Genomic DNA, 25,915 nt, shown 5'->3' on the forward strand with positions numbered 1-25,915 from the left:
CCCAAGCAGCGGACCGCAGACCTCGCGCTGCGGTCCGCTGCCCTCCACCGGTCAGGAGCACGCCATGCCCGAGTCTCCCTCGCCGCCCGCTCGCCCGCCAGCTCCAGGACCAGCCGGAGCACGCCCCCTGGGCGCCGTGCTGGCCGCGACGACCGGGGCGACCAAGTGAGCGACCAAGACGGTGCGGCATGAGCAGGTTTCCCGACTGGCTGTACGCGGGCGCCCGCGTCCTGGACCCCGCCAGGGACCGCGAGGGAGTCATCCAGTTCATCGGCGAGTGGGAAGACCCCCAAACCTGCCGCGTCATCCCCGAGGCCGTCTTCCTGCGCCCTGAAAGGGGCGGCGTCGAATGGGTCGTCGCCGACCACCAGGTGCTCCGCCAAGCCGACGCCCGCTGAACACCCAGACTTCCCGCCCCGCGCCTCCTACAGGGCTACCGACCGGGGTGGGCACACCACTTCCTGCCGGATGACCGGCAGGACAACACCACGAGGAACAGGAAGGAGTACGCGATGAACGAGAACACGCAGACGCAGGACAGCGGTCTGGTGGTCGGCGTCCGCCGAATCACCGCGGCCCGCACCCGTGCCGAGGAAGCCTCGGACAACACGGGCGGCAAGTCGGACATGAACGACACCTGATCCACGGAAGGACACGCGCACGATGACTGAGACCTCATCGTGGGCGGCGCGGCTGGGCGGGGACACGTTCCTCGCCCAGTCGTGTTTCCGCGCCCACAAAGTAGTTCCCGCCGCCAGCCAAGTCCCGTCCCTCCTCACGTGGGACGACCTGAACGAGATCATCGCAACGCACCGCCTCGAACCGCCGCGGATGCGCCTCTCCCGCGCAGGCGAAGCCGTCCCCACTACCGCGTACTCCTTGCTCCGCACCAACCGCAGGGGCACCTCCTGGTACCAGCCCGAGCCCGCCGAGTTCCACGCCCGGCTCGCTGAGGGCGCCTCCCTCGTGATCGACGCCATCGACCAGATCCACGCGCCCATCCGAGAGTCCGCCGAGGAGCTGGAGCGCTTCTTCCGCACGCCGGTCCAGGTCAACGCGTATGCCTCCTGGACGGCCGAAGAGGGCTTCGGTACCCACTGGGACGATCACGACGTAGTGGTGCTCCAGGTCGACGGCGCGAAGCGGTGGAAGATCTACGGCCCCACCCGGCAGGCGCCTGCATGGCGCGACGTCGAAACCCCTGAAGCCCCGACGGACGAGCCACTATCGGACATCGTGCTCACGCCCGGCGATGTGCTCTACCTCCCGCGCGGCTGGTGGCACGCCGTCACCGCCGACCAGGGAACCCCCTCCCTTCACCTCACGTTCGGACTCGCCACGCAGACCGGCGCCGAATTCCTCGGCTGGGCAGTGGACGAGCTACGCGTCAATGCCACCGTTCGCCAGGACGTTCCCCGGCACAGCAACCAGGGCGATCGGGCCGCCTACCTCGAAGCCGTACGCAAGGACGTCCTGGCGCTCCTCGACGAGCCGGACGTGCTCGACCGCTGGGCCCGCTCGATCGACAGCACCCATCCCGGACGCCCCCGCCTGTCCCTGCCCCACCTGGGTGCTGTCCCCGCCGCGCCCAGGACCACGGTCAAGCTCACCGCCCCCCGCGCCCACCTCTACCAGGACGACCAGGTGGTGACGCTCGCCGGCGCGGGTAAGGAGTTCGCCTTCGCCCTCGCTGTCGCCCCGCTCCTGCACCTCCTGGCCGAAGGTCGGCCGGTCACCCTCGCCGCGCTCGCACAGCACTCCGGGCTCACCGTCGACCAGGCCGCGGAGGTCATGACCGCGCTGGTCGCAGGACAGGCCGCCGCCGTGGTTGGGAGCAGCCGGTGACCGCCTCGCTCGGTCTGGGCACGTACAAGGTGCGCGACGTCGCCGAAGCAGCGTGCACCGCCTGCTCCCAGGGCGCGGCCTGGATCGACACCGCCCCCAACTACGGCCACGCGCACCAGGAACTCGCCCCGGTCCTCGCCGAGCACGTGCAGGTCAAGGTGTCCACGAAGACGGGGTTCTTCGGTAGGCAGGAGGGCACCACGGCGGTCCAGCAGGGCATCCTCACCGACGACCAGGCCGCCGCCGGTCACAGCCTCGCTCCCGAATTCCTGCGGTGGCAGACGGACCGGTCCCTGGACGTCCTCGGCCGCGCCGACATCGTGTTCGTCCACAACCCCGAGCACGCCCACCTCGACTGCGAGGAGCTGCAAGAGCGGCTGCGCGAGGCATTCGCCGTGCTGGAGGAGTTCGCCCACGCCGGGCGCATTGGCGGGTACGGTGTGGCCGCCTGGTCCGCCTTCACCTCCGGCGCGTTCACCGTCACCGAACTCCTCGACCTCGCGCGGGAAGCCGCCGGATCGGGTGAACATCACCTGCGCGCCGTACAGCTCCCGGTGAGCCTGGTCATGGCCTGGCCCATCAGCCTCGCCCTGGACGGCCGCGGCCCCCTGGTGCAAGCTCGTTCGGCGGGGCTGACCACGTTCGGCTCCTCGCCCCTGCACGGCGGAGAACTCCTGCACTTGGCCACACCTGAACTGGCCGACTACATCCGCCCCGGCAGCACGCCGGCTGCCGCCTGTCTCCTCGCCGCCGTCTCCTGCCCCAGCCTCGACGTGGTACTGCTGTCCGCGAGCACCCGCGAGCACTGGGCCGCCGCGCAGGAGGCCGCCGCCGCCCCGCTCGCACCCGACCACCTGAGGAAGGTCACCGATGTACTCGCCCAAGGATGACGAGACCCAAGGCCGCATGGAGCACGCGCTGGCCCGTGCCTGCGACCACTTCGGTGTCACCGCGACCGGTCCGGTCTCTTGGGGCTGGCTCGGCCGCACCATCGGCTCCCGCACCACCGATGACTGGTGGCTGCGCGTCCACTGCGGAGAGATCGCGAAGGCATCAGCCGCGATGACGGAGGGGATCGTGGTCGCCGAGGAGCGGATCTCCAGCCTGGTCTCCCGCCCGCATCTGCAGGGCCTGCACCGCTGGGAGTCCGACCCCTACGTCTTCGAGGGCGAGCTGATCGACTACATCGCCCAGCCGGTGATCTCCCCGGAGACGCCCGACCTCGCCGAGGACCCGCACCTGCCCGATGCCTGGTGGAGCGACCTGCGCAACAGCCTGGACGCCCTCGCCGACGCCGAGCCCCCGCGGACAACCATCCGCCAGGAGTGGGCGGATCGCGTGTTCCCCGAATTCCTCGGCATCCCCGCGCCGGCCATCACCGAACGCGTCACCGGCCACGCCGATCTCCAGTGGGCCAACATCACCGGACACCCCTTCGTCCTGCTGGACTGGGAACGCTGGGGAGCCGTCCCGCTCGGCTACGACCCCGCCATGCTGTACGTCAACAGCCTCCGCGTCCCGGCCGTCGCCGAGCGGGTCCGCAAGGAGTTCGCGGACATCCTGGAGACGGATGCCGGGCGCCTCGCCGAGCAGATCGCCCTCGCCGAGATGCTCCAGGCCGTAGGCCGCGGCTGGTACGAAGAGCTTGCTCCCCACCTGCGCCAGAGGGCCGAGGAGCTGACCGGCGTCACGCCGCCCACGCCCCTCAGAACGTGATCCCGACATGACGGTGCCCCCTTCCTCCAGCGACAGTGGCGACGAAAGGAAGCGAGGAAACAGTGAGGCTTTCCAGCCGACGTCTCGTAATGCGAGAGCCCGAGGCAGGCGATATCGACAGGGTTACCACCGAGCTGCAGGACTTGGAGATCCAGCGGAACACCACCGTGCCGAGCCCGTACGCCAGAGCCGACGCCGAGCAGTTCGTGCACAACGCCAACACCGGGCAGCGGACCACGTTCATCATCACCGAGACCGGCCAGCGAGCCGGAGCGATCAGCCTGCACCTGCACGACAAGAGGGCGTCGAGCATCGGCTACTGGATCGGCAAGGCAGCCCGCGGCCGCGGCATCGCCACCGAAGCCGTCACCAGAGTCTGCCGCTGGGGCTTCGAAGACCTCGGGCTGCCGATCATCACCTGGTCGGCGAACGTCGGCAACGAAGCGTCCCGGGCGGTCGCGGCCAAGGCCGGATTCCAGATGGAAGGAACCCTGAGGCTCCGCACCATGTCCCAAGGCGCCCTACGGGACTGCTGGGTGGGATCGCTGCTGCCGCACGAGCTGCGAGACATCCCCTGACAGACGGGCCTCTCGGAGAGTGCCAGCGACCGAAATCGGCTGCCGGCCACGAAGCGGCGCTGTAGCGTGACCGGCCTTGACGATCAGAGGAGAGCCATGCCCGAGAAGACCGCCGGGTCCGGCCGCACTTACACCGCTCACTACGCCGACGTCCACCTGATCGTCCGCCAGGGCGACGAGATCCTGATGGGGCGCCGCAGCAGTCAGCCGGTCTTCCCCGACATGTACCAGGTACCGGCAGGGCTGATGGAGGACCACGAACCCGCCACGATGGCGGCGGGGCGGGAGTTCACCGAGGAGACCGGCGCCACCGTCGATCCCGGCGACGTACGGTTCGTGCACCTGATGCACCACGTCTCCACTCACGCTGGGTCGCGACGGATCGCGTTCTTCTTCGAGGTCGACCGCTGGCACGGCCAGATCGGTAACCCGGAGCCGGACAAGTGCCAGGGCTGGGAGTGGCACAAGGCCACCAACCTCCCGGAGCCTATGCCCCCATACCTCGGCATCGCCCTGCGCCACATCGCCGACGGTGTCACGTACAGCGAGTACGCCTGGCCCCGCGGCACCCAGGCCGGTGCGTCCGCGACTGCCTCCACAGGCACGACCCATGGGTGAGCACGTCACCCGCGGGCGCACCGTGCGGGTCGGCTGGTTCGGGACCAGCATCATGGAACACCTGCAGGCCCACGTGGCTGCGATGTCGGACCAGACCCGGCTCCCGCCGGTCGGCGCGACGGTGACCGTGGAAGGGTGGCAACGGCGCGGCTACCCGTACCTCGTCGCGCTGGCGCTCCAGGCCGACCATCCCGGCACGCTCTTCGAGCACGACAACCGGGCCCAGGGCGGAGCAACCATCCGCGACGTGCACCGAATCGTGCACGACACCGTGAAGGCCGGCGGGGCCCCGTACGACGTCGCGGTCATCGGCTGCGGCATCAACGACGTGTGGCGCGCCCATCAGGCCGGCAGGGAAGCGGAGGGCGTCGGACCGGAGGAATTCGCCGACCTGTACGCGCGGACCCTCGATGTGCTCGTCTCCGCCAGCAAGGAGGTGCTCTGCATCGGTGAGACGGCGGTGGGGGCCGGAGCCATCGATCTGGGCGCAGTGGCCCAGATGAACAACACGCTGGCCGCGTACAACACGATCGTCGCGGCCGCGGCCGCGACCGCCGGGGCCCGCTACGTGGACGTGCAACAGGCGTTCCAGAACGCGGCCGAGAGCCTCCCGCCCGGCCTCTCGCTGTGGACGGACGGCGTCCATCTCACCGAGCTCGGCGCTACCCTCCTCGCCCGACACGTCCACCCCCAACTCGCGCGCCTCGTCGGACATTCACAGCCGACACAGCCAGTGCCGGCAAGGAGAATCGACGGATGACCGCACGCCGCTGGAATGACCTGCCCGCCTCCCTGAGGGACCGCCTTACGCACGACCTCGCGATTACCGGCGTGCCGGTCCCTGTGACTGGCGGCTACACCTCCGGGGTCCGCGTCCGGATCGACACCGCCCGCGGCCCGGTGTTCGTCAAGGCGATCCCTGCCGATGACCCCGGCGCCGGGATGTACCGCACCGAGATGGCAGCCGCCCGGACCCTGCCCGCCGGTATCGGCCCGGCGCTGCTCACAGCGGCCGAGTCGCACGGCTGGATCGCGCTCGCTTTCGACTACGTCACAGGCCGGCACCCCGACCTCGCCCCCGGATCACCGGACCTGCACACCTTGAACGAGACCCTGAGTCACGCACACGCAGCACTCACCCCATGTCCCCTACCCTCTGCCCCGCCGCTCGCGGACAGCCCGATTTTCAGCGGCCGCCCCCTCCCCGAGGGGTACGGGCGTGGCGACACCCTGCTGCACTGCGACCTCCGCGCCGACAACCTCCTCGTCACCCCTGTCGGCACCATCACCCTCCTCGACTGGGCATGGCCCTACCGCGGCCCCGCGTGGGCAGAGTTCGCACTTCTCGTCCCGCAGCTCATCCTCACCGGTCACACCCCCGCCAACGCCGAACGATGGGCCGCTCAGGCCCCCGCCTACCGGAGCGCACCCCCTGCCGGTATCGACGCCATCGCCGAAGCCCTCACCGACTACTGGACCAGCCGCACCCAGCAGGGAACACCGGAGCTCCGCGCCTACAGGACCCGAGCCGCTGAGGCAGGCCGGGCATGGGTTCAGCACCGACAGGCGAACTCGACACCGTGACCGAGGAGACCACCACGAGCGCCATCAGCAACGAGACCACGCTCGGCGGAAACCACTTCCGGAACGAACCGAGGGCCGGGAGCGCGCCGCGCTGCGTCCTGATGGCGGGGCTACCCGGCTCGGGCAAGACCTACCTGGCTGAGGCCCTCGCCGGGGCCGGGCTGGTGCGGCTGTGCACGGATGAGGAGATGCACCGACGGTACGGGATCTACGGTGTGGACTACCCGCGCGGGACCTTCACCGCCCGCGAGCGGCCGGTGCTCGAGGAGATCCGAGCCCGGGTGGGAGCCCTGTTGGGGACAGGCCATGACGTTGTTCTCGACCACGGCCTGTGGACCCGGGCCGAGCGAGAGGAGTGGCGGCAGACCGTCACCTCGGCGGCCGGCGCGCCGCTGATGCTGCACCTGCCCGCTACACATGCGCAGCTGTGGGCCCGGGTCAGGGAGCGGAATGTGACGGGAGGCCCGGCTGATATCCGGTTCGAAGAACACGACCTCGAACGGTTCGCCGCACGGTTCGAGCCCCCTGGACCGGACGAAGACGCCATCACGTACGAAGGTGATCCGGCCCTGGTGCTCGCGCTCCTCGGAAACGGCAGGCCGGCCACCGAACACAACCTCGCCCAGACCCTCGACACCACGCGCAGAAGCTAATGCGCACACCGTCAGCTCCCGGCCGGACACCTTTGACCAGGTTCGTTCCCGTGCGGGTCGCGGTACGGCCTCGTGACCCGACGTTTCCTTGGCGCGGCGCCGGTCTTGGCCGCCGCCGTGGCGGCAGCAGTCGACGACGGCCGGGACGTCTCGACAGCCTCGGACACGACTGGACGGAGATCAAACGATGGGCGCAGCACCTCCTGCTGAAGCAGTAGAAGCGTTGGAGCAGCGGTTCGGGACAGTCGTCCACGGTCTACTGAGCGACAGGCGGGGCTCCCGGGCATGGAAGATCACGGCGCTCGGGGCGGCTCTGGCGCTGAAGGCCAATGCACCTGACGGCGACGATTCCCGCGACAAGGCCCGGGAACTGGCGCAGGAAGACCACCACCTCCAGGTCCTGGCCGAGGCCGGCGCGATCCACTCCGCCTACCGCATCGATGCCGGAGGGTGGGAGAGCGGGCGGTGGCTGGCGATGGAGTGGGTCGACGGCGCACCGCTCTGGCACGCTCTGGCTCCCACCCGCCTTGGCACCGGGAACACTGTGGCCAACCGCGCCCTGATCCTGGGCGTGGCGCAGACGTGGGCCGCTCGCCTCGCCCCGATGCACGCCGCCGGGTGGGCCCACGCCGACGTACAGCCCACCAACACGCTCGTCACCCCCGACGGCGGGGCTCACCTGATCGACTACGCCCTGGCCTGCGGCCCAGACACCGCCCGCCTGCCCTACCGGGGGGCGCTGACGCACACCACCGCCCCTGAAATCGCCGACGCCATTCTGGCTACCGCCGCCGATGTCCACGTCCAGGCTGAGCCGCCCGCCGACATCTGGGGTCTGGGCGCCTCGCTGTTCTGGTGCTGGACCGGGCACCGTCCCGGTGTATACGAGGACGACACCCCGCGCGCCGACAAGCTCCGCGCTGTGGCAGAGGGCAAGCTGCACGCCCTCCCGGACGTCCAGCCGTGGCCGTTTCCGGCTCTGGAAGCGCTGATCGAGGCATGCCTGGCCCCAGACCCCGCCCAGCGCCCCACCGCCGCCGAGGTGGCCGCATGGTCGAGCTGAGAGGGCTGACCCCCGACGATGCTCCCTTTGTGGCGCGCATCTATAGCGGCGCCTCGGTCCGCTTCACCCACGGCGAGGGCTACCAGATGCCGGTCGAGGACGCCGCCGTACGCCTGGCGAAAATCCACGACCAGGACCACGCAGAACCCCGCGATCACTGGAGCCTCGGCATCACCGTGGCCGGTGACCTCATCGGCCTCGTCAAATGCCGCCGGCAGGACGAAAGTACCGCCGCCCTCAGCTACATCCTGCGCGACGACACCTGGGGGCGCGGCCATGCCACCAACGCCGTACGGCAGTTCGTCCCACTTGTCTTCGCCGAAGCCGCAGTGGCGCGTCTGGAAGCCATGCACCACCCTGACAACCCTGCCTCTGGCCGTGTCCTCGCCAAAGCGGGCTTCACCCGCATCGGTACCGCCGATTTTCACGCCGGCGACGGGCAGCGAGTGCCATATCCGGTGTACGAACTGCACCGGTGAACCTCGTGATCGTGCAGAGCTTCGCCGACGGCCAGCACCGCGACGCACTCGCCCGTACGTCACTACTCGCCCGAGCCGGAGACGCCTACCTGGTCAACAGCCAGACCTGGCACCGAGGCGCCCCGAACCAGTCCGACCGCACCCGGTACCTGCTGACCACCGCGTACGGCCGGCGGATCATCAGCCAGCGCTTCTACCCCTTCATCGGCTACCAGCTTCCAACCAGCGTCCTCGAAGGGGCATCCGACCAGCTCGCCCGACTCCTCGGCCAGCACGGCAAAGGCGCCTACGGCTAAACCGATCACACCCACCCGGTCCGGTGCCGCAGCCACACGCGGGCGGCCTCGGCGGCCCGGACCTGGTGGGCACGAAGAAACGGAACACCTGGCGGATTCGGCCGACGCGAAGACTTCTCCCAGTACCCCCCGATCCCGGCGGCGAATGCGGTGAGGACAGCGGGATCGTCAGGCTGCGGAAGATGGCTCACCGCGGCCTCGGCCTCGATGGGCGAGTGGCCATCCATAATCAGGTGAGGCACCAGCACCGCCGGGTCGATCCAGGCCGCACCCTGATTCTGATAAGACCAGTCGATGATGACGACCGACCCGTCCTCACGGCGCAGCATGTTGTCCGGCCGCAGATCCCAGTGCAGAAGCGTCCTCCCCGCTGCCGCCTGCTGCCAGTTCTCCTCGATTTCGGCAAGGGCACTGATGCGGCCAGCTGCCCACGGGTCGAGATCATCCGGAGTCTGCGCGGTCAGAGTCGACCATCCGGTCAGCCACCGGCCAACCACCTCGGTGATCGGACGTGCGCTGTTCAGCGGCGAGGGGGTGAGGAGTTTCCCAGCCTGCTCGACGGCGGCCAGAGCCATCACCGTATCCGCCGAATCCGGGGCCAGCACAGGCACCGTTCCGGGGATGTCCTCGAGGCACAGCCACCACCATCCGGCGCTGTCCTCCGGCGTGGCCCACCACAGGACACGCGGCCCCACACCGTCCGGAAGGACCGAGGTTACGGCGATCTCGTCCGCATACTGCGGGGCGAACGGGTGATCATCGCTCATCCCCTTGAGGAATACATGCCGCCCGTCGTCCAGGAGCAGCCGGGACGCCACACCCGGGGTGAACCCGCCGGTGCACGGAATCGCCCCGGCTACGGGGGAGCCCAGCCGGAGTTCCACGTAAGCACGCGCCTCGGAGGGAAGCGACGCCCACTCTGGCCGGACAGAAGTTACGGCCATGGGATACCCCCTGGAACTGGCGCCGGGCAGGAGACGTTCCCGGCAGGCTAGCGGTCTGAGGGGACTCAGCGCTGGAGTTCTTCCACCCGCCGGGCCGGAAGATGGGTTCCAGACGTCCATCACCTACTCGAACCACCGGGCTGCTCATCCGTGCTCCGCCCGCCCCCGTCGGGCGACCAGCCGCGCGGAGCAGGGCCCCCGAGGAAATCGGATGGGCCGGTCTAGCGGCGACGGGGAGAATTGACTCATGCCGGGGATCGGGAGCGGCTGCTCGGCGAGCGCGGGGCCTTCTCGAACGCTCCACGTGTCTGGGCGCGCGGTAGCGTCCCCTGTGAGACCAATCGCGGAAGGGACGGTCACCGGATGCCGCACAGCACTGACAGCGCGGACGGGCGTGAACAGCTCGGCCTGATCCTCGACTTCGCCGGAGTGCTCACCGACAACCCTCTCGCTGCCCACCGTGCATGGTGCCTATCCGAAGGACTGGCCCCGGAGGCGTGGCGCAGCACCCTCAACGACCACCCGGAGGGTCGGCGTCTGTACGCGGCCCTGGAGGTCGGGGAGATGGGGCAGGCGGAGTGGAACGAGGGCACTGCCGCTCTGCTGGGTGCGCACGTTGACCCGGTGAACCTGATGGGCAGGGTGTGGGCCGGGGTGCCGGCGGCTCGTCGGATGGCTGCCCTCGCCCGTGCGGCACGGGCGGCTGGTCATCGGGTCGCCCTGTTGTCCAACAGCTTCGGCCTGGACCCGTTCAACCCGTACGAGCACGTCGGAATCTGGGATCTGTTCGATGTGCACGTCGTCTCCGGGCTGGTCGGCATGGCCAAACCTGATCCGGCGATCTACCGGCTGACCCTGGACCGCATCGGCCTGCCTGCCGAGCGGTGCGTGTTCGTGGACGATCACGTGGTGAACCTTCCGCCGGCCGCAGAGCTGGGGATCACCACCGTCCACGCCACCGGTGAGGACGAGGCCGTTGCGGAGCTGGAGGCCCTTCTGGGAGTCAGTGCGGTCCTCGCCGCTTGACCTCGACCTCTGGCGGGTGGCGGCCTTCCTCGCCAGCCTGGACCTCATGCCGGAACACATCCGCCGCCGCGCCGACGGGCACCTCGCCCTCATCGACGCAGAAACCCTCCGCCCGGACATCACCGGGCTGCCCGACCTGATCACCCTCGCCCAGATGGCGGATCACCAGGGACACCCGTTCCCGCGCTGGGTACGCCACGCCTACCTGCACCACGTACGCGAACTCGGCGCCCAGTGGAACGATCACGACCTCATACGCGCCCCTGGCAGCGTTCGCCGCTGCCACCGGCCTCCGTTCCCTGCACGGCGCCCACTAGTGACCAGCCAGCGGTACCGTGCCACCTCTCGACGCAAGGAGGATCCCAAGTGCGCGGTATCCGCACCGTCATGGTCTTCGTCGACGATCCCGAAGTCGCCGCCCGCTGGTGGGGCAACATCTTCGAAGCCGAGGTCAAGCTCGACATCAACGGCACCGCCGTCTACGCCTGGCTCGACCTCGGCGGACTCGAGTTCGGCTTCCACCAGGCGTCCCCGAAAGCCAACGCCCACGGGCGAAGCACCGTCCCATACTGGTCCGTCGAGGACCTCGAAGCCGAACGCAAGCGCCTCCTGGAAGCGGGCTGCACCCATCACCGCGGCCCCCTCGATGTGGAGCCCGGTCGGCGCATCTGCCAGCTCATCGACCCCTTCGGCACTGCTTTCGGACTCGATGGTCCATGACCCCTCGGAGTCCCCAATGCGCCACTGGCCCTCACCAGCCTCCAGCTCACCACCGCCGAACTCGTCCTGCGCATCCCTTCGGACGACGAGCTCGACGCCCTAGCCCAGGTGGCTGCTGGGGGAGTCGTCCCCGCTGCGTGCCTTCTTTAACGCCCCCGGTGGAGGCGAGTGTCTCGCGTGCCGAAGCAACCTCACAGGCCTCGTGCGGGAGGTTCCTTGGGGGAGCGGGTGCTGGTGATGGCGAGGATGTGGGCGGAGGCATCGGTGAGCGCAGTGTGCGATTCCGCGAGGCGAGCTGCGGCGAGGGCAGCGTCGTACATCGCTGTGTTCAAGAGGTTGGTGGCGGTGTACTTCTCGATGGCCTTGACCGCCACCCAGCCGGGTCCCTCGATGCCGTACACGGTGGGGTTGGCGAGTCCGGCCTGGGTGACTTCCGCGCGGAGCTCGGTGGAGGTCTGGAAGTAGGCGACGGTGAAGCCGCGCTGTCCTGCGTAGCGGCCCTGGTCGAGGGTGTCGCGTACTCCGTCCTGGATGGCGGGCTCGGTGATGCCGGTGGTGGCGATGTAATCGAGGAGGGGGGAGTAGCGGGAGATCGCGGCTGCGGCGATGAGACCGCCGGGCCGGACCACGCGGGCCGCTTCGGTCAGCGCGGAGAGCCGGTCGGCCTTGTCGTGGAGGTGGTACAGGGGGCCGAGGAGCAGCACTACGTCGTACGTGCCGGCTGCGGCCGTGAGGTGGCGGGCGTCGCCCAGCTCGGCTGTCACGCCGTCGAGGGCGGCTGCCTGGCTGACGTGCTTGGGTACGGGGTCCACGACGTGCACGGTGTAGCCGTCTTCTGCGAGCCATCGGGCGTGGGTTCCGGGGCCACCACCGACATCAAGCACGCGGGCCGGCGCGGGTGGGAGGTGGCGGCGTAGTAGCTCGCGGGTGCGTGCGAGTTCCAGGGTGCCCGTGGCGGTGGTGTGCAGTCGTGCGGCCTCGTCGGATCGGGTGTAGAAGTCGGTGATCTCCGGGCGTACGGAGGGGTTGCTCGTCATCGTGGACTCCTCGTCCTGAGGGGCTGGTGGTGTCCGGCAGGGTAGGGGACATTGCGAAGTGATCACTGCGAATTTCGGTGTCCTGCGGAGGGGCGCTGGGCCCAATTACGTGCCGCCAGGATCGAGTTCGGGCGGATGCCCTCCCAGAAGCCGTGTGATCAGACCGTGGGAGGGCGGCGCGGGCTGTACCACCTGCGTCTACATCATGGTGGTGATGTCGTGCCGCATGATCGGCTTGAGGCGGTCGCGGAGGTCACCGATTTCCGCCTTCAGGCTCTCCAGGGCAGGTTCGTTCCCGGGATCTGCGGTGGCGACGTGGCCCCGGCTGTTGCGCACGGCGCGAAAGACAGCGTCGGCGGCGTCGGTTACCGAGGCAGGAGCGAGGACGTGGATCCGGTGGCGCACGGCTCCCAGCCCATATGCGGTGAAGGCCGTCTCTGCGGCTGTGGGGCGTTCGTGCGGCGGCGCGGTGCGGAGCACGGTGAGGAGTTCATGTCCGGTGTCCTCCAGCGCGGTGAGGTACTCCGCGTACAGGGCAGCGCGCTCCTTCCTGGAACGGGCCCGTTCTGCGCGTCGCCAGCGGCGTTGGTCGTTCATGGCTGATGTGCCGGCGCCTAAAGGGTGTTGCAGAAGGCTGGGTGCCAGCAGGCCGGTGTGCTGTCTGACCTGCTGGTTCATCCCTTCACGTCGCGCGACACAAGCACAAGGCTGGGCCGGATGACTTCGAAGACCCTCTGGCAACACGCTCCGAGGCTGATTGAGACTCGTTGCCCGCGCGCACCACGAAGCGTCTACTGGTCAAACGGGATCGGTGAACGAGATCGGCTTGCCGGTGGCGTGGGCATATGCGATCTCCCTGCTCGTGGACTCGCCGATATACCCGCCGGGGTTGACGACCAGAACCCGGTCAGCCAGGTCGATCTTGCGCAGGTGGAGAGCGTCCAGCGCGGTCTTCTGCTCGTTGGTGATCAACTCGTCTGCTTCGCCTGGCGCGACGACGATGACACCTGCGAAGGTCAGATCACGGTTCGCCGCACGCATCTCGTCCACGAACCGGGTAGAGCCGCAGATGCAGACAATCTCAGGTCGGTCGGGCACGGCTCAGTCCTTCGGTCGAACGGGAAACCGTCAGGTGCACGTTGACATCACAGACAGGCGCACGAGCCAGTAGTTTACGCAGCGAGATGGACGCCACGCGGCTGCACCGTCGCAGGCGGGAGGCGCAGCCCGTGCTGGGAATGGCGCTGCTCGACGACGAAGTCTGAGGTGTACCCGACTCACCAGCCTTCTCTAGCAAACGGCCTAGTGGGCGTCCGCGGAGGCTTGGGGCATGCAGGGCTTTCGGTCGGGTTGGGAACGGTCATCGGCCTGACCGGGAGGGGGTGCGCGCGGCAGGGCTGGCTCGTGGGGCCGGGGTGCGGACGGCGGGAGCCCGGGGGACGGCAGACCGGCGGGCGGGGGGCTTCTCGGCGAAGTTGCCGGTTGCCTGGTGCCAGCGGCCCCGGACCGTGGAGAGCGCGGAGAGTGCCCGGCGGCTGCCGGTGGCCAACTGGTGGACGGAGGTGGCCTCGTCCGTGGTGAGCGCTTCGATCCGTGCGGCAGCGGCACCGGCCTGGCCCAGGAGAGCGCGCTGGAGGACCTTCTGGCCCCAGTGCTCGGGTGACCCTGCGGGATGGGCGAGCAGGTCGAGGACCTCCGCGGGACCGAGCCCGTCGCGAAGCAGGCCGCGCTGCTGGGCTTCCCACAGCACGGTGATGGGGTCCACGGGTGCACCCCGGCGGGCGAGTGCCGTCAGGCAGGCGAAGAGGGCGGCGTGCACGGGGACGGTGAAGTCGCTTTCGTGTAGCCAGCGCAGCCGCGGCAGGTCATCGGGGTGGGCGGTGGCCGTGGCCAGGAGCATCCGCTCCTCGTCCTCCGCCTCCACCGACGCCTCGGCAGCCGGGGCGGGTACCGGCGGGGTCCGGGGCATTGATCCGGGGTGAGAGGGGAAGGCGGTGACCAGCTCGTCGAGGTATACGGCGAGCTGGTCGGCCCGGGCCAGTGCGGCCGCGGCCGGGTCGGGCCCCGGGGCGCGGGCGGCCTGGGCGAGGAGGCCGGCGTGCCGGCGCAGAACGCGGCGGGCGTGTCCGGAGCGGACGATCTGCGCGTAGGCCGGGGCGTGGGCGTCGGTGGGGCAGATGCTGATGAGGGTGTGCAGGTAGGCAGCCGTCAAGGCCCGGGCCCGGGGCTGGGCGGCGGCAAGAAGCTGGTTCGGCCACACTGGGCTGGCCCGGTGGACCTCGGGTGCGGGCGGGGACGTTGTGCACATCGCCGCGAACAGGGCACTGTGGGCGGTGTTGGCGAAGTGCTCGGGCTCGAGGAGGCCAATGGTCTTCAGCCGCTCGGGGACCAGGAGCAGGGCGCCGAGAAGGGCCTGCTCGGCGTAGTGGACTACCGGCGTCGGCGCCGGGTCCTCGGGCAACTCCTCGTCGGCTGCGGCGCGGGCATGATCGGCCATCAAGCCGCCAGCACGAAGTCGTCGCGGCTGAACGTGCGTTCCACATGCGGAGCGATCAAGTGCGCCGCAAGCAGCGGAGGCACCGCGTTGCCGATCTGGGAGAAGCGCTGGCCCTTGTTGCCTTGCCAGGGGTAGGACGCCGGGAACGACTGCAGGATTCCGGCTTCCTCGGTGGTGATTCGGATCGCCGGCGGCGCTGCCTCCGCCGCCGAGCCGGCGAGGGCGGTGGACCCGGTGGTCCAGACGCACTCGTTGGCCCGGTTGACGAAGAACAGCGTGGCCGCCGGCTCGGTCACGGGGCGGACCGCCGCGTTCGACTGGCTGTTGCTGGGCAGAACCCAGTCCCGTTCGCCCCCGCAGTGCGGCCACGACGGTGAAGTCCCGCCCCCGCACCGGCACGGCGATCCGGGCTTGGGGCTCCGGCCGGATACCGGGCGGCGCGGGGGGTTCTGCCAGGTGCCGCGGTCGCGGGCGTCGGACAGCGTCTTGCGGGATCCGGAGGGGAAGGGTTCAGGTCCACCTCCGGGGCCGCCGCCGGCACACACCGTGGGCACGGGACCGTCGGTGCGGCCCCAGCCCAGGGCCTCGGCCATGGACACCCACCTCTGGCGGCCCGGGCCAAAGAGAGACTCAGGCTCGTCGAACTTGGCGTGCGTGGGTTCGGGTGGGACCGCCCGACGGGTACGGGAGGCGATCAGGATCGCCCGCCGCCGGGTCTGCGGCACTCCGAAGTCAGCCGCGTTCAGGATGCCGCACCAGGTGGAGAACCCCCAGGAGCGCAGCACCGCGGCGTACTGCTTCCACAAGGGCGCGACGTCGGGCACCTCCTCCATCAATATCCATTCCGGCTCGCCGGCCTGGTGCAGGGCGTGGAGGTATCGCATCGGTTCGGCGGCCAGCAGCGACCGCTGATCCTGGCAGGCTGCGAGCAGTTGGGGGCGAGTGTCCCGTCCGGCGGCCAGGTCCGCCACGGCCTGGTGGACGAGGGGCTGGTCGACCAGGCCGAGACGCTTGCCGGCCATGCTCCACGCCTGACAGGGCGGGCTCGCTATCAGGCCGCGGGTCCGGCCGATGAAAGGGCGGACCGGGTAGAGCGCGACGTTGGTGCGGATCGTGGTCTGCCCGGTCGCCGCGCGGGTCTTGCATGCCCATTCGTCCCACTCCAGGCCGACATCGCGCACACCCAGGACGTGCAGGGCGTGCCCCCAGCCACCCGGACCAGCGAAGAGGTCCAGAACGAGGTTTCTCATACGGCCAGCCCGAAGTCGGCCTGTGTGGGCGCGGCCTTGGCGATGGCCCGGGCGGTGATGGCGTCGGAGGCGGCCTTGGAAGCGGCGGCCAGCTCTCCGGCGCCCGGTTCGAGGTACCAGGGGCGCAGGTCGAGCATGGCGGCGCGCAGGCCGGTCGCGAAGAGGAGGGCGGTGCCCTTGGGCAGGGCGCGGATCCGGTCCGCGGGCAGGATCCGCTCCTGCCGCATGCTGATCGAGGTGGACTTGCCCGACTCGGAGATGGAGGTGGACTTGGTCTCCACGTCGTGGTCGCCGATCAGCCGGGAGAGCTTGTCCGCGAAGTCGGGGTCGTCGATGCCGGACCCGATGACCTTGATGGTGGCCGCCGACCACATGGCGTCCATACCCGCGTCGCCCCAGGTTTTCTGTCCCTGTCTGTAAGACTGCAAGATCGTTATGGGGATGATTCCGCGCGAGCCCAGGTGCGAGTAGAGGTCCGGGAGGTCGGAGATTTTGCAGACGTTTGCGGCCTCGTCGAGGATCGCGAGCATGGGCGGGTCGAGACGTCCGCCGGTACGTTCGGCTCGGGCGGTCGCGGCCCGCATCACCGAGTCGGCGCACGCTGCGATGAGTGCGGAGGCTCCGCCGCCACCGTCCTTGGAGAGAAGGAACAGCGTGTCGGTGGAGGCCACGAACTCGGCCGGGCCGAACTCCGGTACGTCCTTCTGTGGGGTCACCCAGGCGGCGATGTCGGCGCTGAGCAGGGCGGACGCGTACTGTCTTGCGGTCTCGTAGATGCCGTCTCGGGTTTCCGGCGGGCCCTCGACCGTTCCCTTCAACTGGGCTGCGACGGAGGTGAATCCGTGGTCGCGCAGGATGTCGAGCGGTCGCCGGTCGGCGGGGAACGCCAGCCACTGCATCACGTCCGTGATCGGGCGGTTGTCGAGGGCTGCGGCCAGGAACAGCTGCGACAGGATGTTGGATCCGGCCTTGGACCAGAAGTCGCCCTGCTGGGAGGCGTCCACGGATGCGGCGAGGAAGTGGCCGGCGAGCCGGTTCGCGCCCTCCAGGGACTTGGCGTCCGCAAGGGGGTTCCACCACATGGTGCGGGGTGCGTGGGCGATCTGCTGGGGGTCCATCGACCATACCCGCCCGACCCGGCTGCGGGCATCGAAGCAGGTCGTATAGGCGTCACCGGCGGCCTTGTTGCTGGTCAGGAGTACGGCGCCGGGTGCGGCCAGGATGGAGGGGATCGCCAGCGAGGTGGTCTTCCCGGAGCGCGGTGCCATGATTGCCATCGCGACGTCCTCGTACCCCATGCGGACTTCGGTGCGGCTTCCCTGAAGGTTGCCGAGGAGGATTCCGGTGTCGGAGGCCGCGATGCGGTCGGCGTCCTTCAGGCTGGGGCGCAGGCTGCGGGCCTTGGCGGTGATCGCGCTGGCCAGGAGCGGCTCTATGTCCCTGGCCTTGGCGGTGCCCTGAACCCGGCGCTTGTTCTTCCCGCCGAAGGCGCCCTTGTGGCGGCTCCACCACACGCCGCCGACGGCGGCCAGGGCGATCAGGGCGAGTACGGGAAGGATTCGGGCGCCGAGGAGCAGGGACGTTTCTTCTAGGCCGGGCCAGAGCTGGTCGGGGCGTATGAGGGCGTCGGCGGGCCGGTAGACGGCCCAGGGGTGGCCGGTGAGCAGGGCGGTGAGGTTCCCGCCGAGCCAGGCGAGATGGGAGAGGGGGATGGCGACGGCGAAGACGCTGAGGAGGACTGTGAAGGCTATGTCGTAGCCGTCGGAGGAGGAGCTGGAATGGGACAAGGGCGCGCGGTTCCGTGAAGGGGGGCGGGGGCGAAAGGGGGTCAGCGGGTGCGGTGGGGCAGCGACCCGCCGGGCGGCTGTGGCGGCAGCGGCGTGCCGGTGCGGTGGGCGGCGAGGCGGTCGACCCGGTCCCACAGGGCGCACTCGGCCTGATGGGCGGGAACGCGGTCGCGGGCGATGCGGACGCTGTAGCGCAGGAAGGGGACCATCGCCTTCTCGTCACGCAGCAGCGGCTCGGTGGAGACCATGCCGGCGAGGACGGCGGTGGCCAGGTGGGGCGGGGTGTGGTCGGAGAAGTACGCCCGCCAGGCCGTACGGGCGGTCGGCTCGGAGGCCCAGGGGCCGTCGTGGGCCGTGACCTCGATGTTCATCGCACCGAGCGGGTGCCGGGACACGGTGACGAATCCGTCGGGCGAGGAGATCTGGTGGTCCAGTACGGAGTGCTTCCATCCGGCGTGCTCCAGGACTTGCATCGGATCGGCCGTGCTGTCGGCAGGGCCGGTGGTGAGGGCGTCGGTGGCCGCGGCGACGATCTCGGCCGGGGTCCGGGCGCCGAAGCGCATGGTCCACGCCTTCTCGGTGCTGGTCCCGGTGTGGTGGAGGGTCCACCAGTGGTTGTCCGGGTCTGGTGATAGCAGCAGTTCGGCCTGACGGTCGCGGCGGGTGAGCCGTACGACCGGGCTGAGGGGGATGTGGGACGGCTGCCAGCGGAAAGTCTTCTGGAGCGGGGCGGTCACCCACCGCGGATCCCCGCCGCCGGCCAGGTAGCGGGGAGCGACCTGGGCCAGCACCGGCGGCTTCTCGGCCCCGCTCACCGCTGAGCGCTGTCCGTGACGGAGAGGGCGATGTGGTTCGCGGTGACCGTACGGCGTGCGACGGAGAGTTCGAGGGTGTCGGCGTGGGTGGCGAACAGGCCGACCCGTGCGGAGTCGAGGTCGCCCTCGGGCGGTAGGAGGACCTTGTCGCCTTCTTCGAACAGCCATGCCGGGCCGTGCACCCACCCGGCGGTCTTGGCGAAGCCGTTGGCGATGGCCCGCTGGGCCAGGGTTCCGGATGCGGGGGCGTAGAGGACCTTGATGGCGACGGCCTGCTGCCGGGTGGGGGTGAGGTCGGGCTCCCAGCCGACGGCGAGGTCGGCGGCGATTCGCGGCAGCGACAGGCCGGTGGCCTGCCAGACCGCCCAGCCGATCCAGTCCCCGCCGATCCGGCCGTTGACCTCGATCACGCGCGGCCCGGTGGAGGTAAGCCGCAGCTCCACGTGCTGGATGCCGCTCACGGTGCCGGTGGCCTTCACGGCCGCGGCGGCGATGGGCGCAACGGTGGTCAGCAGTGGGTCGCCGGCGGTGAGGGTGTGGCCGGTCTCCTCGAACAGCGGCTCGGCCCCGAGCTCCTTGCGGGTCACCGCCACCGCGGTGGTAACGCCCTGGAACGTGACGCACTCGACGCTGACTTCCTCGCCGGACAGGTACTCCTCGACCAGGACGACGGTGTTGTCGCCGCCGTGGAGCTGGACACCGCGGGTGGCGAAGGCGTACGCGTCGGCGAGGTCTTCCTGGGTCTCGGCCTTGATGACGCCGATGCTGCCGCCGACCGAGGCGGGCTTGACGACGACCGGGTAGCCGATGGTGCTCGCCGCGCCCAGGGCCTCGTCCAGGGAGGTGGCGGCCAGGGACTGGGCGGACGGTACGCCGTGGCGGGCGAACGCGGCGCGGCTGGCGGCCTTGTCCCGGCAGGTCCGTACCGACTCCACGCTGGTGATGGCCAGCCCGAGGTGCTCGGCCAGCCGGGCCACCGCTGTCAGGTGGGCCTCGGCCCAGGTCACCACGCCCGCGATCGGCCGGCGTGCGGCGAGCGCCTCACCGGCGGCGAGGAGAGCGGCCTCGTCGTCGAAGTCGCCGACGATCTCGTGGTCGACGACGTGGGGCTGTTCCCAGGTGAGGGGGCCGGTGGTGATGGCGGCGACGTCGTAGGCGTCGGCCACCTGGCGCAGGCAGTAACTGCGGTAGATGTCGTCACCCGGGGCGACGACCAGGACGAGCGGGCGGTGGGACAAGCGAACTCCAAGGCGGAAGGGAAGAGAGGGTTGGTTCAGCGGCGGGTCGTGTGACCGGCGGTGGCCGGCGGAGCAGGCGGCGGGGTGGCGGCGATCCTGGGGCCGGCGGCGCGCACGGCGGTGATGCGGATCTCCAGGACGGCGCGGCCGTGGACGGACCAGCTGTACAGCGCGTTCCATGCCTCCGCGTTACGGGCGTCGACTGCGGCGTGCCGAGCTTCGCGGCTCACATGGGGATGGGCCGTGAGGAGCTTTCGGTACTCCGTCCTTGTGGCGTCGATCCGGTCGAGCGCGTCGCGCAGTTGGCCCAGTTGCCAGGCCCATCGTTGCTGAACGGAGGAGACGGGGACCCGGCCGAGATCGGCTTCGGCGCCGTCGAGCAGGACGCTGGCCTCCTCGCGGAGGGGGCTGAACGCTGTCCACACCGCACGGTCCCGCTCGGCCTTGCGGCCGTCATAGGCTTCCGGGTCGTATGGCCAGCCGTCGAGGTCGGTGTGCTCGTCGGAGTAGAGGTCCCAGCTGTCGAGCGCCGTATCCGCCGCGCGCAGGAAGGCGGCAAGACGGCCGGCTATCTCCTGGTGGCCGGGGACGGCGGTGCTGCCGGAGGGGACGGGTTGGGGCACGGGCGGGCCTTTTCGAGGGTTCAGGGGCGGGATACGCGGGAGGATGCCGGGCTTGCCGGGGCGGCGGCCGGTGCTGGCAGGCGGGTGGTGAGGCGGGTGCGGCGCTGGGTGCGGGCTCGGGCCCGGGCGGCGTCGATGCGGGAGAAGTGGGCTTCGACCGCCTGCTCCGGGGTGAGCGGGCTGTTCTCCTGCCGGGCGGCGTAGTGGTCGAGGTCGTGCATGCCGCGCAGGACGGGGGCGGTGGAGACGAGCTGCTCGGCCAGGCCGGCCATGAGGTGGTCCGGGACCGGGCCGCTGATCCAGATCTGCCAGATCGGGGGACCGCTGTGCTCGGGCTTGGCCTCGATGCGCCACGCGAGGTGGTCGGGTGAGTCGTTGAAGATGGGGCGCAGTTCGGCCCGGATCGGCAGCCTCGGGTCGGGCGAGAGGGCCTCGCCGGTTCCGTCCGGGCGGAGGTCTACGCTCCAGCCCGCCTTCTGCATGTGCTCCCACGGCCCCGTGTCGCCTCGGCGCGGGCCGTCGAGGAGGCGGTCGGTGAATCCGGCGATGATCTCCGCCGGGACCATCCGGTCGAAGGAGGCGTTCCACGTCCAGTCGACGGAGTGGATCCGCCACCAGGAGCCGGAGGCGAACGGGTCGATCACCATGTGGTGCCGGCCCTCGTCGGGACCGGTCAAGGCGATCCGGGGGTCGCCGGGGGCGGAGGTGAGGGTCCATCCGGCAGCGAGCAGGGCGTGGGTGACGTGGCGGGGGTCACCGGGCCCCGCGAGGTGGCGGGGCGCCGTCTCGAAAGGGATCTTCGTGTGGTGGTCGTTGGCGTACGAGGCACGCTGGGCGGCGCTTACTGCCACGGGGCCGTCTCAGCGGGGCTCGTACGGACGGGCGCGGTGCGCAGGGGTTCGAGGGTGAGGTCGAGCAGGCGCAAGTCCTGCAGGACTGATGCGGCCTCGATGTATTCGCCCAGGGTCGCCTCGACGGTGTCGGTGCGAGGGACGGTGGTCTCCTGGGCGAGGTAGCGGGCGATGCCGCGCAGGGCTTCGCCGAGGCGGACTGCGGTGCCGGTGTCCGCGTCGACGAGTGCCGCGATCAAGGAGAGGGCTTCGGTCACGTGCGGGCCGGTCCGCAGGTGGGCGGTGAGACGGTGCAGGGTGTGTGCGGAGGCACGGATGTCCTCGGCGGTCAGCCGGGTGGTGTGTCCGTCAGTCATCGAAAGCTCCAGGGAATGAGGGTGGTTCAGCGGCGCTGGGGTGCCGGGCCGTGACCGCGACGGCGTCGTGAGGCGTGGTGAACGACGGGCCCAGGGCGCGGGAGAGGAACGGCGAGGAGGGAGCCGGGCGATTCATCGGGTCCTTGCGTAGCCAGACGCCTTGGCGCCGGTGCGGGCGCGGGAGGAGACCCAGTTGCGGCTCCAGGCTGCGGCGCGGGCGGCGGAGAGGCGGGCCTGCTGCCAGGCGCCGAGCTGGTCGGGCAGGACAGACACGGACGTGACGCGGATGCGGTTGCTGAGCGGGACGTGCCCGAGCGGGCGCATCACCGGCTCCGGGTCGGCCAGGGCCGTGGTCAGGGACTGCACCAGGTGCAGCGGGGTGCTCGCGGTGGCCTGCGCGTTCCACACGGGCCCGTGCTCGTTGCGGGCGCCGACCCACCAGTGGTTCTGGCTGCCGTCACCGCCGGGTTGGACGTACTGCACGACGGCGTGCCGGTCGGGGCTCTGGGCGACGAAGTAGTCGTCCTGCTGCATGCTCCACGACTTCTCGGTGAGCGGCGCCCACACGTTCGGGGCGTGCGCCGAGCGCGGCTTGGTCAGAGCATCGGTCAGGCCCGCAACGATCTCCACCGGGGTCTGCGGGGTCAGGGTGACCTGCCAGGCCGACTGATGTCCGTGCGCGGCACCGTGGACCTGCCAGCCGCCCGGCGGCTGGTAGGCGACGCGCACCATCTGGTCGGGCGAGTCGAAACCGAGCATTGTGCCGGAACTGCGGGAGACGTCCTTCCACCCCGACGCGCGCAGGAACTCGCCGACGTGGCGCAGGTCCCCGCCGCCGGCCAGGTAGCGGGGCTCGACCAGGTAGTGCTGCTGCGCCTGCTGGGCCTGGCCCCAGCCGGACCACTGCTGTCTCTTGCTCAACGGTGCCTCCCCCGCGCCACCAGGGCGGTGGCCTGCGTGGCATCCGGAGCGGACGTGGTCAGGGAGCGGCGCGAGGCGATCTCCTCGAACACTTCCTGGTGTTCGTCCAGATCGATGCCGAGGTCGTGCAGGGTGTTGGCGGTGCGCCCGAGCGCCAGCCACATTTCCGCGGGAAAGACGCCGCTTTGGGCGTGGTGCTTGGTGACGTAGGTGCCGGTGCCGACCAGGGCTGTCAGCCTGCCGAGGATGCCGTTCTCGGCGTCCAGGACCTGCTGGAGGATCTGTGCGGCCTGCTGGGGCCCGGCCTGGGACAGGTGTGCGGAGAGCTGGTCGAGCTGGCGGGTGATGCTGTTGGTGAGCGTGGTGGCGGGTGGGGTCATGGGCGGTCCAGGGGGCTGTGCCGTACCCCCGACGGTGGTCAGCGGGTGTGGCGGTGGGTGGGGGTGGCCGGCAGGTCGGCGCGCGGCGGCGGTGCGAGTTGAGGCCGGTCGGGGCCTGCGGCCTTGACGACGGCGGTGCGCAGGTAGCGGCGCAGCAGGAAGCGGGCGAGCCGCGGGCGGCTGGCGGCGTTGAGCGGTGGGACGCGTGGCCGGTGGCCGGTGCTGTCGGCGGTTGGCATGGCGTGGGTGGGGCGGTGCCGGAGGGTATGGGTCACCGGGCGCGGGTGGTGGTCCGGGCGCCGGGCGGCGGAGTGGGCAGCGTGGCTTCCGCGGCAGGGCGGGCGGCTGCGCGCAGCACGGTGGCGATGCCGAGGCGGGCGAGGCGGGCGCCGGCCGCTTGGACGGCATGGGCCTGGGCGCGGGTGTCGTCCCCGGAGAGCACGTACGCGCTTGCTGCGGTGTTCCACGCGAACCCTTCGGAGACCAGGGCTTCGGCTGCGGGCCGGGCGATGGTGACGGCCGCGAGGGAACCGTCCTCGAGCCAGGTCATCACCACCTGCTGCGGCTGAGCGCCGGGGGCGGGGAGGGGCTGCGGGGGGTTCATCGCGTTGTGCCGGACGTAGGCGAGCGCGATGTCGTAGCGGGGCAGCAGGTCGGCGGTGATGGCGCGGGCGGCGCGCTCGGGGTCGGCAGGCACGGAGATCCCGTCGGGTTCGCGGACCCCGGCGAACGCCTCCGGGGCGGCGCCGGACGGAGCCATGGCGGCCACGAGGAACTCCTCCTCGTGCCGGGGATGGAGGGTCACGTACAGGCGGGTGCCGTCGTCGCGGATGAGGTGGGCGTCTGTGCCCAGGGCGTACTCGGCGAGGGCGGCGGCCACTTCGTTGAGGTCCCAGACTTCTTCGGCATGCAGGAACTGGTCCTCGTGCCGCTGGTGTTGGTGGTGGTGCACGGTCCAGTTCCCGGGGAGTTCCTCGGAGAGGATGGTGGCGAACGACTCCACGTCGCGGCTGTCGTCGTCGGGCAGGGTGCGGGGGGCGGGCATGGGCTCCTCGAACATGGGGCGGGGGTCATCGGGTCCGTCCGGAGGCGGTAGGGGCTGGTGCGGCCGGCGCGGCGGCGGGCAGTGACGTGCCCGGCTGGGCTGGGGCCGTGGTGCGGTCGGCGAGTTCCGCGCGGGTATGGAGCAGGTCTGCGGTGATGGGACCGAGCCGGTGCTCGGCCAGGTAGCGCATGCGGGCCGCGACGTGCCGGTCCGAAGGTCCGCCGAGGCCGTCGTAGACGGCGGCCAGGGAGTGGAGGAGCTGGTCCAGGGAGGCGAGGATGCCGTCGTGCGCGGCGGTCACCTCCTCCAGCCGGTCGGACACTTCGGCCGGGCTGGCCGCCTCGCGGATGGCGGCAGCGAGGTTGGCAATGGACCGGCCGTCCGTCACGTAGCGGTCCTGTGTCGTCGGCGTCGCGCATTCGGCGTCGGCCTCGACCCGGTACCCCGCGGCTTGGAGCCGGGCGACGGCGAGCTGGGCCACTGTGGCCTGGTCCGCCGGCAGAACGGTCGGCGACATCCGATGCCAGGTAGCGGCGTGAACCTCGCGGAGGAAGAAGGTGCGTTCCAGGATGCCGTGGGCCAGCCCGTCACCGCCGCGGGCGACGATCCGGCCGGTGTCGATCTCCCGGGCGACCGTGACGGGCGGTGCCTTGCGCGGGGTGGCCGGCTCGTTCACCGGGCCGCCACCCGCGATGCGGCAGGCACCTGTACCGGCCGGGCCGGCGCAAGGGCGGCCGGAGGCGCGGGAGGCTGGAGTCGGGAGGCGATCTCGCCCAGCTGCTCCTGCAGCCCGTACAGGCGGCGGGCCGCCCAGAACAAGTCCCGTGCGGCGGCGTCGGTTTGGTCGCCGGGCAGCGAGGCGGCCTGCCGGCCGACCTCCTCCACGAGCTGTCGCACGGCGGCGATCGGGCCGGACTGCTCGGCAGCGAGCTGCCGCAGGATTCCCGCGAGAGGGCCGGTCGCGGTCGGCACCCGCGGGGCGACTACGTGCTCCAGGCCGGTCATCGGGTCCTGGCGTGCGGAGTCCTGCCGGTGGCTGGAATGCAGGAGGAGGTCGGCCTCGATTTTCCGTGCCTCGGCGACCAGGGTCTGCAGGAGGCGTCGGGGCTGGGCACTCCAGGTGCCGTCGAGGCGGATGAGGTTGGCAATCACGTCCAAGCGGCCGGGCTGGGCCTGGACCGCGATCCACTGGCATGCCTGGTCGTCTCCGGGTGGCGCGATACCGGCGACACGGGCGATCCGGTATCCGATCTCGGACCACTCGGCGTGGCTCAGCTCCCGGTCCAGCGGATGCATGTGCGCGGTGACGTGGAGGATTGCGCGCCGGTCGCCGTCGGGCCCGGAGGCGAGCGGGTGCTCCAGCGACGGGTCGGTGAGATGGTCGGCCCACGTCGCCGAGCTCCAGGTCTCGTCCTCGTCGGTGTAGTGGTCCTGCCGGTTCGAGTGGGCCACCACCGTGCCACCGGGCTCGGTGGTCAGGCCCTCGGCCATGCTGATCTCCCGTCCGAGCGCCTCGGCGAGGGCTTCCTCGGCGGTCACGTCACGGGAGTGGATTGCAATGATCATGGTCTCGCTCGGGGGATTGCATTTCGA

Annotated in this window: 34 protein-coding genes; 15 read left to right on the plus strand and 19 right to left on the minus strand. The window is 70.6% G+C overall.

Annotated elements, in window-relative coordinates; all coding sequences use genetic code 11:
- Window positions 1-188: 188 nt before the first annotated feature.
- The 13 genes from ACFY15_RS32840 to ACFY15_RS32900 all read left to right on the plus strand — a co-directional run bounded on the left by ACFY15_RS32840 (window position 189) and on the right by ACFY15_RS32900 (window position 8,832).
- Window positions 189-398 (plus strand): hypothetical protein, encoded by a 210-nt coding sequence (locus ACFY15_RS32840; protein ID WP_390826622.1) that lies wholly within the window; start codon window positions 189-191, stop codon window positions 396-398.
- Window positions 399-512: 114 nt separating this feature from the next.
- A complete protein-coding gene (locus ACFY15_RS32845; RefSeq protein ID WP_389810002.1) occupies window positions 513-641 on the plus strand; it encodes a hypothetical protein in 129 nt (42 codons plus the stop codon).
- Between the two features lie 22 nt (window positions 642-663).
- Window positions 664-1,845: a JmjC domain-containing protein gene (locus ACFY15_RS32850; RefSeq protein ID WP_390826623.1), complete on the plus strand. Its 1,182-nt coding sequence runs from the start codon at window positions 664-666 to the stop codon at window positions 1,843-1,845.
- Complete coding sequence (locus ACFY15_RS32855; protein WP_390826624.1) at window positions 1,842-2,735, plus strand: aldo/keto reductase; 894 nt, start codon at window positions 1,842-1,844, stop codon at window positions 2,733-2,735. Before ACFY15_RS32850 ends, ACFY15_RS32855 begins: the two co-directional genes overlap by 4 nt.
- Window positions 2,716-3,561 (plus strand): hypothetical protein, encoded by an 846-nt coding sequence (locus ACFY15_RS32860; RefSeq protein ID WP_390826625.1) that lies wholly within the window; start codon window positions 2,716-2,718, stop codon window positions 3,559-3,561. Before ACFY15_RS32855 ends, ACFY15_RS32860 begins: the two co-directional genes overlap by 20 nt.
- Window positions 3,562-3,650: 89 nt before the next feature.
- Window positions 3,651-4,139 (plus strand): GNAT family N-acetyltransferase, encoded by a 489-nt coding sequence (locus ACFY15_RS32865; RefSeq protein WP_390826687.1) that lies wholly within the window; start codon window positions 3,651-3,653, stop codon window positions 4,137-4,139.
- Between the two features lie 96 nt (window positions 4,140-4,235).
- Window positions 4,236-4,757 carry an NUDIX domain-containing protein gene (locus tag ACFY15_RS32870; protein WP_390826626.1) on the plus strand — a complete coding sequence of 174 codons (522 nt, stop codon included), beginning with the start codon at window positions 4,236-4,238 and terminating at the stop codon, window positions 4,755-4,757.
- Window positions 4,750-5,517 carry a GDSL-type esterase/lipase family protein gene (locus ACFY15_RS32875; RefSeq protein WP_390826627.1) on the plus strand — a complete coding sequence of 256 codons (768 nt, stop codon included), beginning with the start codon at window positions 4,750-4,752 and terminating at the stop codon, window positions 5,515-5,517. Before ACFY15_RS32870 ends, ACFY15_RS32875 begins: the two co-directional genes overlap by 8 nt.
- A complete protein-coding gene (locus tag ACFY15_RS32880) occupies window positions 5,514-6,341 on the plus strand; it encodes a hypothetical protein (RefSeq protein ID WP_390826628.1) in 828 nt (275 codons plus the stop codon). Before ACFY15_RS32875 ends, ACFY15_RS32880 begins: the two co-directional genes overlap by 4 nt.
- Complete coding sequence (locus ACFY15_RS32885) at window positions 6,305-6,994, plus strand: AAA family ATPase (protein WP_390826629.1); 690 nt, start codon at window positions 6,305-6,307, stop codon at window positions 6,992-6,994. Before ACFY15_RS32880 ends, ACFY15_RS32885 begins: the two co-directional genes overlap by 37 nt.
- Window positions 6,995-7,181: 187 nt before the next feature.
- Entirely contained in the window at window positions 7,182-8,057 is an 876-nt protein-coding gene (locus ACFY15_RS32890; RefSeq protein WP_390826630.1) for a hypothetical protein, read from the plus strand.
- Window positions 8,045-8,536, plus strand: a complete 492-nt coding sequence (locus ACFY15_RS32895; RefSeq protein WP_390826631.1) for a GNAT family N-acetyltransferase — start codon at window positions 8,045-8,047, stop codon at window positions 8,534-8,536. Before ACFY15_RS32890 ends, ACFY15_RS32895 begins: the two co-directional genes overlap by 13 nt.
- On the plus strand, window positions 8,533-8,832 hold the full coding sequence (locus ACFY15_RS32900; protein ID WP_390826632.1) for a hypothetical protein: 300 nt from the start codon (window positions 8,533-8,535) through the stop codon (window positions 8,830-8,832). The genes ACFY15_RS32895 and ACFY15_RS32900 overlap by 4 nt, the downstream gene beginning before the upstream one ends.
- Before the next feature lie 5 nt (window positions 8,833-8,837).
- Here the strand turns inward: ACFY15_RS32900 and ACFY15_RS32905 are convergent, their stop codons facing one another.
- A complete protein-coding gene (locus ACFY15_RS32905; RefSeq protein WP_390826633.1) occupies window positions 8,838-9,716 on the minus strand; it encodes a phosphotransferase family protein in 879 nt (292 codons plus the stop codon).
- A gap of 423 nt (window positions 9,717-10,139) precedes the next feature.
- Between ACFY15_RS32905 and ACFY15_RS32910 the strand changes: the two genes are divergently transcribed.
- On the plus strand, window positions 10,140-10,802 hold the full coding sequence (locus ACFY15_RS32910; protein ID WP_390826634.1) for an HAD-IA family hydrolase: 663 nt from the start codon (window positions 10,140-10,142) through the stop codon (window positions 10,800-10,802).
- Here ACFY15_RS32910 and ACFY15_RS32915 read toward each other — a convergent pair.
- The gene (locus ACFY15_RS32915) at window positions 10,780-11,088 is read right to left on the minus strand and encodes a hypothetical protein (protein WP_390826635.1); all 309 of its coding nucleotides are present in this window, start codon (window positions 11,086-11,088) and stop codon (window positions 10,780-10,782) included. The genes ACFY15_RS32910 and ACFY15_RS32915 overlap by 23 nt on opposite strands.
- Before the next feature lie 80 nt (window positions 11,089-11,168).
- Here ACFY15_RS32915 and ACFY15_RS32920 point away from each other — a divergent pair, with 80 nt between their 5' ends.
- Entirely contained in the window at window positions 11,169-11,522 is a 354-nt protein-coding gene (locus tag ACFY15_RS32920) for a VOC family protein (RefSeq protein ID WP_390826636.1), read from the plus strand.
- Between the two features lie 191 nt (window positions 11,523-11,713).
- Here the strand turns inward: ACFY15_RS32920 and ACFY15_RS32925 are convergent, their stop codons facing one another.
- The 17 genes from ACFY15_RS32925 to ACFY15_RS33005 all read right to left on the minus strand — a co-directional run bounded on the left by ACFY15_RS32925 (window position 11,714) and on the right by ACFY15_RS33005 (window position 25,888).
- Window positions 11,714-12,559: a class I SAM-dependent methyltransferase gene (locus ACFY15_RS32925; RefSeq protein WP_390826637.1), complete on the minus strand. Its 846-nt coding sequence runs from the start codon at window positions 12,557-12,559 to the stop codon at window positions 11,714-11,716.
- A 198-nt stretch (window positions 12,560-12,757) separates the two neighbouring features.
- Window positions 12,758-13,237, minus strand: coding sequence for a hypothetical protein (locus ACFY15_RS32930; RefSeq protein WP_390826638.1), 480 nt, complete (start codon window positions 13,235-13,237; stop codon window positions 12,758-12,760).
- Between the two features lie 120 nt (window positions 13,238-13,357).
- Window positions 13,358-13,657 (minus strand): hypothetical protein, encoded by a 300-nt coding sequence (locus tag ACFY15_RS32935; protein WP_086726831.1) that lies wholly within the window; start codon window positions 13,655-13,657, stop codon window positions 13,358-13,360.
- 262 nt (window positions 13,658-13,919) lie between these two features.
- Entirely contained in the window at window positions 13,920-15,056 is a 1,137-nt protein-coding gene (locus ACFY15_RS32940) for a DnaB-like helicase N-terminal domain-containing protein (protein ID WP_390826639.1), read from the minus strand.
- Entirely contained in the window at window positions 15,056-16,306 is a 1,251-nt protein-coding gene (locus tag ACFY15_RS32945; protein ID WP_390826640.1) for a DNA cytosine methyltransferase, read from the minus strand. Before ACFY15_RS32945 ends, ACFY15_RS32940 begins: the two co-directional genes overlap by 1 nt.
- The gene (locus ACFY15_RS32950; RefSeq protein ID WP_390826641.1) at window positions 16,303-18,093 is read right to left on the minus strand and encodes a type IV secretory system conjugative DNA transfer family protein; all 1,791 of its coding nucleotides are present in this window, start codon (window positions 18,091-18,093) and stop codon (window positions 16,303-16,305) included. The genes ACFY15_RS32945 and ACFY15_RS32950 overlap by 4 nt, the downstream gene beginning before the upstream one ends.
- Before the next feature lie 41 nt (window positions 18,094-18,134).
- A complete protein-coding gene (locus ACFY15_RS32955) occupies window positions 18,135-18,908 on the minus strand; it encodes a DUF317 domain-containing protein (protein ID WP_390826642.1) in 774 nt (257 codons plus the stop codon).
- Window positions 18,905-20,146, minus strand: a complete 1,242-nt coding sequence (locus tag ACFY15_RS32960) for an acetyl-CoA carboxylase biotin carboxylase subunit family protein (protein ID WP_390826643.1) — start codon at window positions 20,144-20,146, stop codon at window positions 18,905-18,907. Before ACFY15_RS32960 ends, ACFY15_RS32955 begins: the two co-directional genes overlap by 4 nt.
- A 35-nt stretch (window positions 20,147-20,181) precedes the next feature.
- Complete coding sequence (locus tag ACFY15_RS32965; protein ID WP_390826644.1) at window positions 20,182-20,769, minus strand: hypothetical protein; 588 nt, start codon at window positions 20,767-20,769, stop codon at window positions 20,182-20,184.
- A 20-nt stretch (window positions 20,770-20,789) separates the two neighbouring features.
- A complete protein-coding gene (locus ACFY15_RS32970) occupies window positions 20,790-21,620 on the minus strand; it encodes a DUF317 domain-containing protein (protein WP_390826645.1) in 831 nt (276 codons plus the stop codon).
- Complete coding sequence (locus tag ACFY15_RS32975) at window positions 21,611-21,976, minus strand: hypothetical protein (RefSeq protein WP_390826646.1); 366 nt, start codon at window positions 21,974-21,976, stop codon at window positions 21,611-21,613. The genes ACFY15_RS32970 and ACFY15_RS32975 overlap by 10 nt, the downstream gene beginning before the upstream one ends.
- A 132-nt stretch (window positions 21,977-22,108) precedes the next feature.
- The gene (locus ACFY15_RS32980; RefSeq protein ID WP_390826647.1) at window positions 22,109-22,897 is read right to left on the minus strand and encodes a DUF317 domain-containing protein; all 789 of its coding nucleotides are present in this window, start codon (window positions 22,895-22,897) and stop codon (window positions 22,109-22,111) included.
- Window positions 22,894-23,277 (minus strand): hypothetical protein, encoded by a 384-nt coding sequence (locus tag ACFY15_RS32985; RefSeq protein ID WP_390826648.1) that lies wholly within the window; start codon window positions 23,275-23,277, stop codon window positions 22,894-22,896. The genes ACFY15_RS32980 and ACFY15_RS32985 overlap by 4 nt, the downstream gene beginning before the upstream one ends.
- A gap of 38 nt (window positions 23,278-23,315) precedes the next feature.
- The gene (locus ACFY15_RS32990; RefSeq protein WP_390826649.1) at window positions 23,316-23,552 is read right to left on the minus strand and encodes a hypothetical protein; all 237 of its coding nucleotides are present in this window, start codon (window positions 23,550-23,552) and stop codon (window positions 23,316-23,318) included.
- The gene (locus ACFY15_RS32995) at window positions 23,549-24,337 is read right to left on the minus strand and encodes a hypothetical protein (RefSeq protein ID WP_390826650.1); all 789 of its coding nucleotides are present in this window, start codon (window positions 24,335-24,337) and stop codon (window positions 23,549-23,551) included. The genes ACFY15_RS32990 and ACFY15_RS32995 overlap by 4 nt, the downstream gene beginning before the upstream one ends.
- A 10-nt stretch (window positions 24,338-24,347) precedes the next feature.
- Window positions 24,348-24,998: a hypothetical protein gene (locus tag ACFY15_RS33000; RefSeq protein WP_390826651.1), complete on the minus strand. Its 651-nt coding sequence runs from the start codon at window positions 24,996-24,998 to the stop codon at window positions 24,348-24,350.
- Window positions 24,995-25,888, minus strand: a complete 894-nt coding sequence (locus ACFY15_RS33005; protein ID WP_390826652.1) for a hypothetical protein — start codon at window positions 25,886-25,888, stop codon at window positions 24,995-24,997. Before ACFY15_RS33005 ends, ACFY15_RS33000 begins: the two co-directional genes overlap by 4 nt.
- Between the last annotated feature and the right edge of the window lie 27 nt (window positions 25,889-25,915).

Origin of the sequence: Streptomyces sp. NPDC001373 (genome assembly GCF_042895815.1) — a bacterium.
In the GTDB taxonomy this organism is placed as follows: Bacteria; Actinomycetota; Actinomycetes; order Streptomycetales; family Streptomycetaceae; genus Streptomyces.